We start from the raw sequence: 13,062 nt of genomic DNA, 5'->3' as shown, positions 1-13,062 counted from the left end.
GCATAAGCATATTGTGGCGGTAGAACGTGCGGCAAATCTTCATGGACGCGGTAAATGGACCACCAATCGTCGGTACGATCCGGTTCCTGTCAGGCCCGCTTGCTGGCAGCACTCATCAGTTGAATAAAACGACTATCAATATTGGTCGTGAACCCGGCAACGATATTATCATCCCTGATCCATCCGTCTCACGCCATCATGCGCAAATCGTCTGGCATAATGGAGCCTGGAATATTCGGAAGCTGACGCCGCAAAACTCTCTGACCGTCAATCAGCGCGATGTTCCACAGATCGTGCTGCATGAACAGGACGTGATCAGTCTGGGTGCATCATCCAGTTTCGTTTTCAGCGTGGCAGGTGGTGCGCAACAGCAAGCGGCCTCAGCGCAAATGGCATTTCCCAATCAGCCCGGTGGTGTATCCTTGCCAGGAGTGCCAGCATCGCCATCGGGAATCACGCCTCCTCCTCCCAGCTCACCTCCCTATATACCAACGCTGGAGGCTCAACCGTATGGCGCACCAGCAGAATTTGGCACCCAGCGCGCGTTTGATGCGGCCCCAGCTCAGGCCAGTCTTCCAGGTGGAACGCCAACGCTCGAAGTCAGCACCAACACCGGTCAGGAGCGCCAACCCTATCCACTCACAAAACAGGTCATCAGCATCGGACGTGATCCCTCCAACGATATCGTCATCAATGCTCCCACCGTTTCCGGCTTCCATGCTCAAATTGTGCATGAGGGAAATCAGCTTGTCTTTATCCATCCTCATCCACGCGCCAGGAATGGACAGACCCGCAACGGCATCGACTATATGGGACAGGCGATTGCGGGCAATCAGCAGTGGCGCAAGGTACTCACCAGGGGCGATATCCTCCGTATTAGCGACGAGCATGGTACATTTGTTACCCTCACCTACAATGATGGTAGCGGGGCTTCTCAGGAGGCGCTCCCCGAAATTCGTCCGATCCCGCTGGGTGCTCCCCTCATCACCCTTGGTCGTGCCAGCGACAATACGGTTGTGCTGAACCATCCCCAGGTTTCGGGACACCATGCGCGTCTGGAATTGATGCAGGGCGGCTACCGTCTCGTTGATATGCGTAGCACCAATGGCACCTATATCAACGAACAGCCTAAACGCGTCTCGAACCAGGTACTCGGCGCGGGCGACGTAATTCGTATCGGCCCCTTCAAAATCACCTTTACTGGCACGCAGTTAACGCAGCAGGACGAGAGCCAGGCGGTTCGCATCGATGCCCTTCACTTGAAGAAGACCGGCAACAATAATGCCATTCTGGTGAACGATATTTCGATTGCCATTCCTCCGCGTAAATTTGTGGCCCTGGTTGGCGGCTCCGGCGCTGGTAAATCCACGTTGTTGGATGCCCTTAATGGCTTGCGACCGGCTCAAGATGGCATGGTTTTCTATAACGGGCAGGACTACTATCACAATCTCGCCGCCTTCAGCACGCAGTTGGGCTATGTGCCACAGGACGACATTATCCACCGCGAACTGAGCGTTGAGCGCGCGCTCTATTATGCCGCTCGGTTGCGCCTGCCAAACGACTTTACGGAGCAGCAGATTCAAGAGCGCATTAACGAGGTGCTGGAAGATGTGGAGATGAAGGCACGCCGCCACCTGCTTGTTAATAAGCTTTCTGGTGGACAGCGCAAACGCGTCTCGATTGCGCTGGAACTACTGGCAAACCCGAGCGTCTTCTTCCTGGATGAGCCAACGTCGGGCCTTGATCCGGGCCTTGATCGTAAGATGATGTTGTTGATGCGTCGTCTGGCCGACCGGGGACGTACGATTGTGCTCGTGACGCACGCCACCAACAATATCAACGCCTGCGATTATGTCTGCTTCCTCTGTCAGGGTGGTCGTCTGGCCTACTTCGGTCCGCCCAACGACACCAAAGCCTACTTCGGCAAAACCGATTTCGCCGAAATTTATAGTGCGTTGGAGCCAACCGACGAGAACCCCAACGTTCCCGCCGAGGCTGAGATGCGCTTCAAGCAGTCGCCGGACTTCCAGAAATATGTGGTTGCCCCCTTGCAGCAGGGACCGGCCGGGCAGACCAGCCAGCGTGTGAGCAATGCCGCGATCCGCCCTCCCAAGCGCGGCAATCCCTGGCGACAGTTCCGCATCCTCTCCGCACGCTACCTGGAACTGTTGCGCAACGATGTTGGCAACCTGATGATCCTGCTGCTTCAGGCTCCAATCATCGGCCTGATCCTTTTCCTGATGGCGGGACATGGCACGTTCGACGCCACCAGCATTACGAACTGTCCTTTGCGCCAGAATCCGCTGGCAACCTCCGGTCCCATCGTCTCGATTGACTGTCAGCGCGTGCGCGATCTGCTCAATGGACCGCAGGGCGATGCGTTTGCGGCCCAGCAAGGAAAATCGAAGGCGCAACTGCAACAGGATGCCATCGCGCAGGGATCGGGCGGCGATGCACAAAAGATCCTCTTTATTATGGCCTTTGCAGCCGTCATGTTTGGCTGTATCAATGGCGCGCGTGAGATCGTCAAAGAGGCTCCCATTTATCGTCGCGAGCGCGCGGTCAATCTGGGCCTGATCCCGTATATGTTCTCGAAAATCGTCGTGCTGGGCGTGCTGTGTCTCCTGCAAAGTCTGGTTATCGTCTTGCTGGTGCATCTCAAGGCACCATTCAGGCATAGTATCTTCTTACCGCCGGTATTGGAGATCTATATCACGATGGCGCTCACTTCGCTGGCTGGTCTGATGCTCGGTCTGACCATCTCGGCCATCGTACCCAACAACGACCGAGCGATGAGCTTTGTGCCGATTGTGCTGATCCCGCAGGTCATTTTCGCAGGTGTGGTCTTCTCGCTGGATAATCCGACCTTTTTGCAACTGCCTGCCGCTTTCTTTCCGGCTCGCTGGGCGATGGCTGGTATGGGGTCAACGGTCGGCTTACATGGCGATAAGCTGGGCGCTGATGGCTTTTCTTACTGGGGAAATCTCTTTTCGACCTTTTCGCAGGCGCAGGCGGTATTCCACCTTCTTCTGGTTTGGGTCATCCTGATCGTAATGATTATAGGATTTGGTGCGTTAATCGCCTGGTTCCTGAAAAAGAAGGATGTACGGGCTTAACGCTGCAAAGTGATTAGCATACGTATGGTACTTCTGGGGCAAGCAGCTTGTCGCAGAGTATCAACGTATGCTATTGTAGCAGTGTTCTCTATGCGGGGAAGTTGTAAGGCTTGTCCATATAAGGGGAACTGGTCATTCCGGTTTAGAAATCTGCATGTTACTCAATAAACATATTGTTGTCGGCGTTTGTGGTGGGATTGCCTCGTACAAGGCGGTCGATCTGGTCAGCAAGCTTCAGCAGGCTGGCGCTCTGGTCGATGTCATCATGACGGAACACGCAGAAGATTTTGTCCGTCCTCTCACCTTTGCTACTATGAGCCACCGCTCAGTTTATAGCGACCTCTGGGAGCCGTCGGGAAAAGCCGCCGAAACCCATATCGCGCTGGCGGAGGCGGCGGACCTGCTGGTAATTGTTCCTGCAACCGCCAATACAATTGCCAAACTTGCTCACGGTATGGCTGATAACATGCTTACCGCTGTGGCACTGGCAACGCGAGCGCCGCTATTGCTGGCTCCCGCGATGTACAAAGACATGTATACACATCCTGCAACACAGGCAAATCTTGCCCTGCTGCGGGATCGTGGTGCATTGATCGTCGAACCAGAAGTTGGTCGTCTGGCTTCTGGTGCTGTTGGTCCCGGACGTTTGCCCGAAACGGCTGTGTTGTTGAGTGCGATCACAGCAACTCTCGGACGGCACGGCGATCTTGCTGGCAAGCATGTTGTGATTACTGCTGGTGGCACACAGGAACCTATCGATCCAGTTCGCTATGTGGGAAACCGCTCATCGGGAAAGATGGGCTACTCTCTGGCAAGAGAAGCAAGAGATCGCGGAGCGCACGTTATATTAATAACAGGGTCCGCAACGCTACCTCCTCCCTACGGCGTTGAACTCCATCGGGTGGAGACAGCTATACAGATGCGTGACGCTGTTTTACGTTTCATTACCGCCGCAGATGTTCTGATTATGAGTGCCGCCGTAGCAGATTTTCGTCCGGCTCAGGTTGCTGCTCAAAAGATCAAGAAAACTGGCGGCCAGTCAGGAACGCAGGAAAAGAGTGAACATGGCAATGATGGGGGCCTGACCCTGCATATGGTGCGGAACCCTGATATTTTGCAAGAAGTGGCCGAGGTTGTCGATAAAGCATCGCAGCATCAACGTCTGGTGCGCGTTGGCTTCGCTGCCGAAACCGAAAACCTGATTGCCTATGCGCAGCAGAAGCTCGTGCAAAAACACCTGGACCTTCTTGTAGCAAATGATGTCAGCCGTTCAGACAGCGGGTTTGGCTCAGACACCAATAAAGTGTTCATTTTTCATGCCAATGGTTCAATGGAAGATCTACCTGTAATGCCCAAAACAGACGTAGCGGCAGCGATTTTTCAGAGAATTGTGCCGTTGTTGGGTACTACGTAGCTGGAAGGGCGTTATCACTTTTGATGGGAGACTTTGTTTTAGAACTGATGGGTACACAAAAAAGTATAGAGGAGTCCATAATGGATCGTGCTGCTAGTGCTGGTTTTGAAGGCATCGCCCAGATGCTACTTGAGCAAAAAAAATTGATGGATGCGTTAGAGGCTGAGAATCGTGAATTGCGCCGTCAGCTCGCGGATCTACGACGTGGCATTGGTATCGCCGTAGTCATCGAAGGGAAAACCATTCAACTGGCCAACGAGCAGAGCGGAGCTTCCGCTCCCATGAGCGCCCAGTCTCAGGCAGCTTTGCAGAGCTTACAGAGCTTGCAAAATACGCCACCACCTACTCAGAATACCTATAATCCACAAACGACTCAGCGACCTGGCGCTCAGCCAGCAGCTTCGACCGTTAATCTCAACGGGGAGAAGCGCGACAACAACGCTCGCAGCCCTCTCGCTGATAGCTTCGTTCTGTAGTTTTATATATTCTGTAATTGATTTATTGTTTGCTCGACCAGCTTGTTATGCGTTTCTGCCTGGTTAGCCTGTAGAGATTCTATTGTTTCTTGTTCGATTTCTTCAAGTCGTTGCGTGTAGCTTCGTGATTATATCGATAAATGAGAAGGATAACACAACCAACAATTCGGTTGTGTTATCTTTTTTCTTGTCTCCTCTGGCCCGGTGAAACCTTCTGTCTCGCTGCCACGTTCCCTCAATAGAATATCATCAATCTAGATGATGTTGGCCCTCCTTCTGGTGTTGCAATCTCGTCCTTCCGATCACCAATATGTACGGTTCTACCTGATGGCATATGGAGGATCAATAGGGAACAGGATATAATAGTATCAATAACGATACCTGTATTCACCAGTAAGAATGATTATTCTCTTGCTAACCTGTTTTCCGGTATCACATCTCTCTCGTTGAGACACAGGAGAGTGCTGGCTCTTGTGGAAAGGATGATTTTCAGTGCATATCTCGATGCCTATAGTGGGTAAGGCTCATCTCAGGTGGCTGGTCGTCTGTATGTCTGTTACCCTGGTTCTGCTTCCTCTGCTCGCCGCGTGTTCAAGTTCCGCCACAGTCCATCAAACGTATAGCTATACTACGCTCTCGCGGCCATCACCGGAGACCGATCTGTGGCATCCTGGCGATCATATGCGTTTGCGCTGGCAGGGAAAACCTGATTCGACAACTATTGATGAGAAACCTGCACAAATCGTGATTAACGCTCGCATTATCGGGCCTTTTAAATCAATCGATGCTATTGGCCATGCGACCACACCTGACGGGGTTGAGGTTGATGGCCCTACCGTGTCTTCCATTAAGCCGATCCATACCGATAACTGGACAAACCAGACCTATACTGATGTACTGAATCTGCCTGGCACGCTCGTTCCCGGCTACTATGTGCTGGTCCAGAGCGTACAGATGACCAAAAGCGATGGCACTGTGAAGGGTTCGACAAAGATGAACTTCAAGGTCGCGCCCCGCTAGAAGCATGAAAAACAGGCTCCGCAAGTTGACTTGCGGAGCCTTATTGTTGATGCTGCTGAATGAGGAAAAACGCTTATTCCCTAGCCAGCGTATCTTTCACAACAGCTGCCAGCGCGTCGATAAACAGAGGCGTGGTGTTGAGCGATTCGGTGCGGGCAAACTGGATGCCGTGTTCTTCCGCCTGCTCGCGAGCGCCAATCTCGATATCGTAGAGGATCTCCAGGTGATCGGCCAGGAATTGGACCGGGGCGATCAGTACATGGGTGTGTCCCGCCTCCTTGAGTTCTGGCATCAGATCGGCAAAATCAGGTCTGAGCCACTCCTCTTTCGTGTGTCCCGCGCTCTGATAGCAGAACTGCCAGCGATCCGACGAGAGACCAGCCAACTTCGCAACTGCGCTAGCCGTCTCTTTCAAGTTGTTGATGTAATCTGGCTCGTTCTCAACCACACGTTTAGGCATGCTGTGTGCGGATAGCAACACCGGCACCTTCTCGCGTATGTCCTCCGGGAAGCGCTCTAGCGCCTGCTTGATGCGATCCGCCACCGCCCGTAAGAACGATGGTTGCAGGTGCCAGTCGCCGGAGATCTTCAATTCCAGATCGTCCCGATGCAACTTCTCTGCTGCGTCCTCCAGCGCGCGTACATAGCCACTCATAATGATGGGGGAATACTGTGGCGACATGATGACGCCAACCAGCGTTTGCGCATGGGCCGCGACATCCGGCACGACATCAGTGATAAAGGGCGGAGCGAACCGCATACCAGCTCCTACGCTATAGGTGGTTTCATCAGTACTGGTGCTGTTCAGCTTCTCTTGCAGCGCTGCCGCCTGCTCGCGGGTGATGCGCACCAATGGAGAGCCGCCGATCAGATCGTAGCGGCGACGAAACTCGGCGATGACCTCGGGAGAGGCGTCGCGCCCACCATAGACATTTTTCAGGAAGATCGGCATATCATCCAGCGTCGCCGGAGAACCGTAGGTCATCAACAATACACCAATATGTTTATTTGCCATCTGTTTTGTTCTCCCTATGAGTGCGGGGCAACAACTCGCCCCGAGAAGTAATTCGTATTCAACGTCGATTTATCGCCGGGTCGTTTCGTGGACTGCATCGACCAGCCGACGCAACAGGTTCTCATCGGTCGCTGTACTGACTCGATGTCCCAGATTGAAGATATGCCCCGGACGACCTCCTGCGCGCCTCAAGACATCGTGCATCTCGGCCTCGATGACTGGCCAGGAGGTGAGCATAATTGTGGGATCGAGATTGCCTTGAATGCCATGATCGTAGCCTATCCGCTTCCAGGCCGTGTCCAGATCGACGCGCCAATCCACACCAATGATCGAGGCTCCATCGTCTTTCATCTCGTCCAGCAGCGCCGAAGAACTGGTGCCGAAATGGATCGCTGGCGTGCCAGTCTGCCGCACCGCCTCGAAGATGCGGCGATTGTAGGGCTGCACAAAGCGCCGATAGACGGACGGGCTGATCGAGCCGATCCAGCTATCGAAAAGCTGTACTGCATCGACACCAGCGCGAATCTGGGCAGTGAGGTAGTTGACGATCATTGTTGTCAATTTTTCCATCAAGGCATGCCACAATTCGGGCCGGCCGTACATCAAGCCTTTGGAGATAGCGTAATCACGCGAAGGTCTGCCCTCGATCATATAGCAGGCGAGCGTGAAGGGGGAGCCAGCAAAGCCCAGCACCGCCTGTTTGCCTGCAAGATCCTGGCGAACCAGGCCGATGGCCTCCATCACAAACGGTGCGATCTCCTCTGTAGGGAAGACGCGCAGTGCGTCGATATCTTGCTGCGTGCGGATGGGATGCTGGATGATCGGTCCGATCTCCTGGTTGAGTTCCAGCGCAACGCCCATCTCTTCGACCGGGAGCATAATATCTGCGTACAGGACTGCCACATCAACGCCCAGCGATTGTACAGGCATCAACGTAACGCGTGCACACAGTTCAGGCGTCTTCGCGATTTTTAGAACGCCATATTTTTTGAGAAGTTCGCGATATTCCACCAGACAATATCCGGCCTGCCGCATAAACCAGACCGGCGTGGCGTCCGGCTGGCGGAGATGGCAGGCGTCGAGGAAACGCGCCCGGCCCGTGTTTGGTATAACGGAAGTAGCTTTATCTGGCTGCATAACTAGTCCTTATATTCATTTTTATACGGAAATCTGCCTTGCATGCTTGAGCAATGGCTGTGTCAACTTACCACATATCATAACGTGATTTGGGAGGTCTGACAACCTTAAAACCTCACAAAATCTTAACAATTCGCATTAGTTGTGGAGATTTTATAAATTTTCTGAGAAGATCTTACCACGCAAGTTTGAGGAAACTGGCTGTCTTAGTTGCGCGATTTATCGAGCATAAGATGAAATAGAGATTTATCGAGTAATTACGACGGCGAGAAAATGTATTTCAAGATACCTTGAAGATCTTAAAATTGGTAAAGCTGCCCTCGCCACCAGGTAGCGGGGCCAGGGTGCCAGCAGCAAGAGCGAGCTGTCCGCTGGCATAGGTGCTATCGGTCGCCTCGCCTACCGCTGTGCCGTTGATGTACAGCTTAAAATTGGCCCCGTTCGCTATAACGAGGAGCGTGTTTGGCAAGCCTCCTGGCAGGATTGCTGAACTGGTCGTTGGAGGGATGAGGCTGGTATAGCTGGAACCTTTGCCTGGATCATGGCGACGCAAGAAGAATTGCCGCTGGTTGTTGATCTCGAAATCGTAAAAACCCTCGCCCTGGACACGCAGCATCACGCCCGCGTTGCTGCCGGATCGGAGCGAAACCTCAACCTGAACGGCGGCGTTGTCGATGGTTGGAGCGAGCAATGGGCAGGGCTGCAAGAAGTTCGTTTGTAACACATTCACGTGGTAGCTGCCACTAGCAAAGACGCAATGGTTGGCATCCTCGGTCCAGCGTCCAGGCGTATTTGCGCTCAAGGGATCATCCAGCAGAGGCGTGCTGCCAGTGATGGTTGGTGCGGCCCCGGTGGAAGCTGGTGTCTGCGGCTGGCCCTGCGGTGCCTGTTGCGTGGCCTGTATCGATGGTGTTGAAACTGGCAATACGGTTGCCTGAGAACGATGCGTCTCGAAGACGTAATACATATACGACATGGGCAATCCAACGAACAGCAGGAAGCCGAGCGCGACAATGCTGACGACCATTGTATTTCGGCGTCGCCTGATGCGCGGCTGTTCCCGGACGATCTGCTGAGAGAGCGGCTGTGCCGGGTAGGGCGTTTCCAGATCGTTGCTGCGCGCTGCTCTGCGACGGATCGGCAACGGTGGCAGCGTGATCGCTACGGGGCGTCGCTCCCTGGTTTTCACTGCGACGGGCGTTGCTTCCGGCAGAAACGACGGGTCAGATGGGGGTGTTGGGCGTCTGAGGCGTAAAGGACGCCGGGTTGCCGCTTTCCGTTCTTGTTTGAGCCGCGAGCGGAGACGTTGGCGTTCCTGTGCAAGGTAATGTTCGGGCTTCTCTATCGCTTGACGGAACGCCTCAGCCAGTTCGCGTGCCGTGTGAAATCGCTGGTGTGGATCTTTTTCTAGCGCACGAAGAATAACCGCGTCAATGGCGGGCGAGAGGCTCGGCTGATGCTGCGACGGTGATTGCGGTTGATCGCGAATCTGTTTCCAGTAAACCGCCAGCGGCGTTTCGGCTACAAAGGGGAGCTGTCCCGTGATCATCTGATAGAGGACAATCCCCAGTGCGTAAATATCGGTGCTGCTGGTTGCTGGTCCCTCAGCCAGATCGGGGGCCATATATTCAGGAGTTCCCAGCAGTGTTCCCGTCTGGGTCAGGCGATTAGAGTTCTCCACAAACTTCGCCACACCAAAATCCGCGAGATAGGCATAGTGGGCATCGCGCAAGAGAATATTCGAGGGTTTGATGTCGCGGTGAATAATACCCTGCTCATGAGCAAACTGCAATGCGTCGGCGATCTGTTCCAGCAGTTCCAGCGCCGCTGTTGGAGAGAGTGGTCCCTCCTCTAACAGCTCGCGTAGCGTACCGCCGGGTATATAAGGCATAACCAGATAATGCCACGACTCCTCGCTATCGTAATCGTAGGCCGGCAAAATATGCTTATGCGTCAGCTTGTCAACCGCTGCTACCTCACGCATAAAGCGTTCCAGATAATCAACGTTATGCCCGCTGATCATCTTAATAGCAACTTCCCGTTGCTTCTCCTCATCATAGGCCAGGTAAACTTCCGCCATGCCACCTTTCCCTAATAACCGTAAAAGGCGATAATGACCTAGATGCGTTCCTGCTAAATCTGACATATTTCACTGCCTGTATGAATAAAGGGAACAAAAAGTTCTGAGAAAATTGGCAATCTGCTGCATGCTACTATGAGATGCGGCAACGATTGATAAGGTGGCGAGAATTTTGTTACGATTACATAAAAGTAACACGCTTGTAAATGCGTTATGGATGCACGATAGGATAATCGTCCTCTACAAGCGTGTTGTCGGCAAGCAGGTCAATGCTTTTTATGCCCGTTCGCCTTCCCATGTTGCTTGCCATTATTGTTATGATTGTTATGCTGCTTGTTGTTTTCGTTGCCCTCGTTATTTTTATCGTTATTTTGTTTATCGTCATCATCTCCCAGTTTATTGTCCTCGTTGTTTTGCCAGTATGTGGTCGATGATTGTATCCAGCTATCCTCTACCTGCTGATTGTCTCCCGTATCTCTATAGGGATCTCTCAAATAGACTTCGATTCTCTGGTCGTTCGTTCCGGTTACCTGTGTATGCGGATGGGCCGAGGTTGCTGGCGTGGTCATCTGTGCGTATCCCTGTTGTTGAGCAGGGACAGATTGCAGTGGGGCTTCATAGTATGTCAGGAGGAGCGATAAACCGAGGAGAAGCAACAAGCAAGCGGCTCCGGTAGTGACGGGAGCGATGGGTGATCGATGTTTCATCAATCGTACAGGTCGTAGCGTCGGTTGCTTGATAGAGAAAGGAACGACCGTTGCGGTTTCTTCCAGCACGCGTACGTATGGAACTTCAACCGACATTGCTAGACGATAGGCGTTCATCAGATCCTCCGCCGTTCTGAAGCGCCTGCGTGGATCTTTCTCTAGCGCTTTCAGTATCACTTTCTCAACAGAGGCGGGAAGCGCGGAGTTGTGGAGAGATGGACGCTGCGGAGGTTCCGAAACATGCTTCATAAAAATGGCAAGCGGTGTGCTGGCACTAAAAGGCACCTTGCCGGTGAGCATCTGATACAGCAGGACGCCCAGTGCGTAGATATCGCTGCTTGCCGAAGCTGGTTCCTCGGCCAGTTCCGGGGCGATATATTCCGGCGTTCCCATCATAATGCCGGTGACGGTGAAACCCTTGTTTTCTCCTGCCCTCTTTGCCAGCCCGAAATCGGCCAGATAGACGTGTTTGCCCTCATCTAACAACACGTTTGATGGCTTGATATCTCGATGAATGATGCCCTGCTCGTGGGCAAAGTGCAGGGCATCGCTTAACTGCTCCAGTATCTCTGCCGCCTCTTTCACCGACAGCACGCCCTCGGCCAGTCGCTTATTAAGTGTCCCATATGCGATGTACGGAGTAACTAGATAATACCATGACTCATATTCTCCATGAGCCAGCATGGATAGAATATGCTTATGTTTCAATGTAGACATCAGCACCGCTTCATAGCGAAAGCGTTCGTAATACTCGCTATTGCTACGGTGGACTATCTTGACCGCGACCTTCTGGCCCGATACGATATCATGTGCGAGATAAATCTCTGACATTCCCCCATGAGCCAGTTGTCGCTCGATATGATAGTGATCGATTGTGATATCTTCCAAATTCTGCATAGCACTTCTGTCTCTCCTGGCAGTCATATGTAACACAGGATACACGGACAGACGGCTAGTTTCGTGTCAAATTTTTAATCCCTTCCTCTTTAAGATTGTGGAAGCGCTCGCTCTAAAAAGCGCTGCCAGTTCCGGCCCATAATGCCAGCAATATCTTCTTCTTTATAGCCAGCTGAGCGCAAGGCATCGGCAAGTTTCGCCAGATCCATCACGGTATCCATCTCTTCGGGCGTCTCGTCGCGTCCAAATCCACCATCAATATCACTGCCAATGGCGACGTGGTGCGCATCGCCGACCAACTGGCAGACATGATCGATATGTTTCACCATCTGATCCAGCCTCAGCGGGAAGCGATTTGTGCGCGACCAGTTGCCATCCAGAAAGAAGTTGACGGGAACGATGCCGATGACACTATCACGAGCTGCCAGGGCGCGGATCATGTCATCACTCAAATGGCGATCGGTTGGCGTGAAGACGCGGCAATTGCTGTGGCTGGCGATCACCGACCCGCGAAACTGATCTAACGCCTGCCAGAAGCTCTCTTCTGCCAGATGTGAGGTATCGAGGATCATGCCCACGCGCTCCATCTCACGCAGCAATGCTTTGCCATCCGTGGTCAGGGGACCGGGCATTCTTGTGCCTCCGCTGTAGCGTGTGCCTTGCCATGCCAGCCCGACAATGCGCAATCCATCGGCGAACCACTGCTCGACTTCGGCGGGCGTGCGAATCGGATCGGCACCCTCCATCAGTGGCACGATTCCTAGAGGGCGAGCGCTATCATCGGGGCTGGAAATCTCCCAATCTGCCAGCACGCGCCGCAGATCTTTTACATTACAGATCAGCGAAATCCCTGGCTCCTGGGCCAGTTGTTGATAGTAGGCCAGTTGCTCTTGCCCGATACGGTGCGCCTCTTCTGCGGTATGGTATGCCTGAGTGTTGGCGCATGTTGCGGGCGATGAGGCGGCGCGCTGTGGATAGGCAAAGATGACGCCAAAAATGATTCCTACTCCGCCGCGCCGCAACTCTGGCAGACCCGACATGGCGATTCCTCCCGGCCCGACGCTATCATCGCCGCTATAACAACATCCTGCCTGCTCCTCGCGCGTACGCACAACGTAGACCGAATCGCGAATATCGCGTCCCCATTCGAGCGCGTTATAAGCGATATCTTCATGGGCATCGATAATCAGCATAGTTATT

At 53.3% G+C, this 13,062-nt stretch carries 9 protein-coding genes; 4 read left to right on the top strand and 5 right to left on the bottom strand.

The features are described from left to right. Positions 1–41 precede the first annotated feature (41 nt). The 4 genes from K3T83_RS16940 to K3T83_RS16925 all read left to right on the top strand — a co-directional run bounded on the left by K3T83_RS16940 (position 42) and on the right by K3T83_RS16925 (position 6,026). The gene (locus tag K3T83_RS16940) at positions 42–3,116 is read left to right on the top strand and encodes an FHA domain-containing protein (protein WP_220204136.1); all 3,075 of its coding nucleotides are present in this window, start codon (positions 42–44) and stop codon (positions 3,114–3,116) included. A 154-nt stretch (positions 3,117–3,270) separates the two neighbouring features. Continuing rightward, a complete protein-coding gene (coaBC, locus tag K3T83_RS16935) occupies positions 3,271–4,530 on the top strand; it encodes a bifunctional phosphopantothenoylcysteine decarboxylase/phosphopantothenate--cysteine ligase CoaBC (protein WP_220204135.1) in 1,260 nt (419 codons plus the stop codon). Between the two features lie 80 nt (positions 4,531–4,610). Then, positions 4,611–5,006, top strand: coding sequence for a hypothetical protein (locus K3T83_RS16930; protein ID WP_220204134.1), 396 nt, complete (start codon positions 4,611–4,613; stop codon positions 5,004–5,006). Positions 5,007–5,498: 492 nt separating this feature from the next. Beyond that, positions 5,499–6,026, top strand: a complete 528-nt coding sequence (locus K3T83_RS16925) for a hypothetical protein (protein ID WP_220204133.1) — start codon at positions 5,499–5,501, stop codon at positions 6,024–6,026. A gap of 73 nt (positions 6,027–6,099) precedes the next feature. On the opposite strand, the gene hemH is transcribed toward K3T83_RS16925, so the two are convergent. From hemH to K3T83_RS16900, 5 genes are all read right to left on the bottom strand, one after another. Further along, on the bottom strand, positions 6,100–7,041 hold the full coding sequence (gene hemH, locus K3T83_RS16920; RefSeq protein WP_220204132.1) for a ferrochelatase: 942 nt from the start codon (positions 7,039–7,041) through the stop codon (positions 6,100–6,102). A gap of 69 nt (positions 7,042–7,110) precedes the next feature. After that, complete coding sequence (gene hemE / locus K3T83_RS16915) at positions 7,111–8,178, bottom strand: uroporphyrinogen decarboxylase (RefSeq protein ID WP_220204131.1); 1,068 nt, start codon at positions 8,176–8,178, stop codon at positions 7,111–7,113. 280 nt (positions 8,179–8,458) lie between these two features. After that, complete coding sequence (locus tag K3T83_RS16910; RefSeq protein WP_220204130.1) at positions 8,459–10,324, bottom strand: serine/threonine protein kinase; 1,866 nt, start codon at positions 10,322–10,324, stop codon at positions 8,459–8,461. Between the two features lie 200 nt (positions 10,325–10,524). Next, positions 10,525–11,862 carry a serine/threonine protein kinase gene (locus K3T83_RS16905; protein WP_220204129.1) on the bottom strand — a complete coding sequence of 446 codons (1,338 nt, stop codon included), beginning with the start codon at positions 11,860–11,862 and terminating at the stop codon, positions 10,525–10,527. 89 nt (positions 11,863–11,951) lie between these two features. Continuing rightward, positions 11,952–13,055: a dipeptidase gene (locus tag K3T83_RS16900; RefSeq protein ID WP_220204128.1), complete on the bottom strand. Its 1,104-nt coding sequence runs from the start codon at positions 13,053–13,055 to the stop codon at positions 11,952–11,954. Positions 13,056–13,062: the final 7 nt, after the last annotated feature.

This window comes from Reticulibacter mediterranei (genome assembly GCF_016587455.1).
Note: the sequence above shows the minus strand (reverse complement) of the source record. Positions and strands in the feature narration are given on the sequence as shown.

Bases quoted from the DNA above. Each gene is read 5' to 3' on its own strand.
- K3T83_RS16940 (WP_220204136.1), top strand. From the start codon at position 42: ATGGACGCGGTAAATGGACCACCAATCGTCGGTACGATCCGGTTCCTG.
- coaBC (WP_220204135.1), top strand. From the start codon at position 3,271: ATGTTACTCAATAAACATATTGTTGTCGGCGTTTGTGGTGGGATTGCC.
- K3T83_RS16930 (WP_220204134.1), top strand. From the start codon at position 4,611: ATGGATCGTGCTGCTAGTGCTGGTTTTGAAGGCATCGCCCAGATGCTA.
- hemH (WP_220204132.1), bottom strand. From the start codon at position 7,041: ATGGCAAATAAACATATTGGTGTATTGTTGATGACCTACGGTTCTCCG.
- hemE (WP_220204131.1), bottom strand. From the start codon at position 8,178: ATGCAGCCAGATAAAGCTACTTCCGTTATACCAAACACGGGCCGGGCG.
- K3T83_RS16910 (WP_220204130.1), bottom strand. From the start codon at position 10,324: ATGTCAGATTTAGCAGGAACGCATCTAGGTCATTATCGCCTTTTACGG.
- K3T83_RS16905 (WP_220204129.1), bottom strand. From the start codon at position 11,862: ATGCAGAATTTGGAAGATATCACAATCGATCACTATCATATCGAGCGA.
- K3T83_RS16900 (WP_220204128.1), bottom strand. From the start codon at position 13,055: ATGCTGATTATCGATGCCCATGAAGATATCGCTTATAACGCGCTCGAA.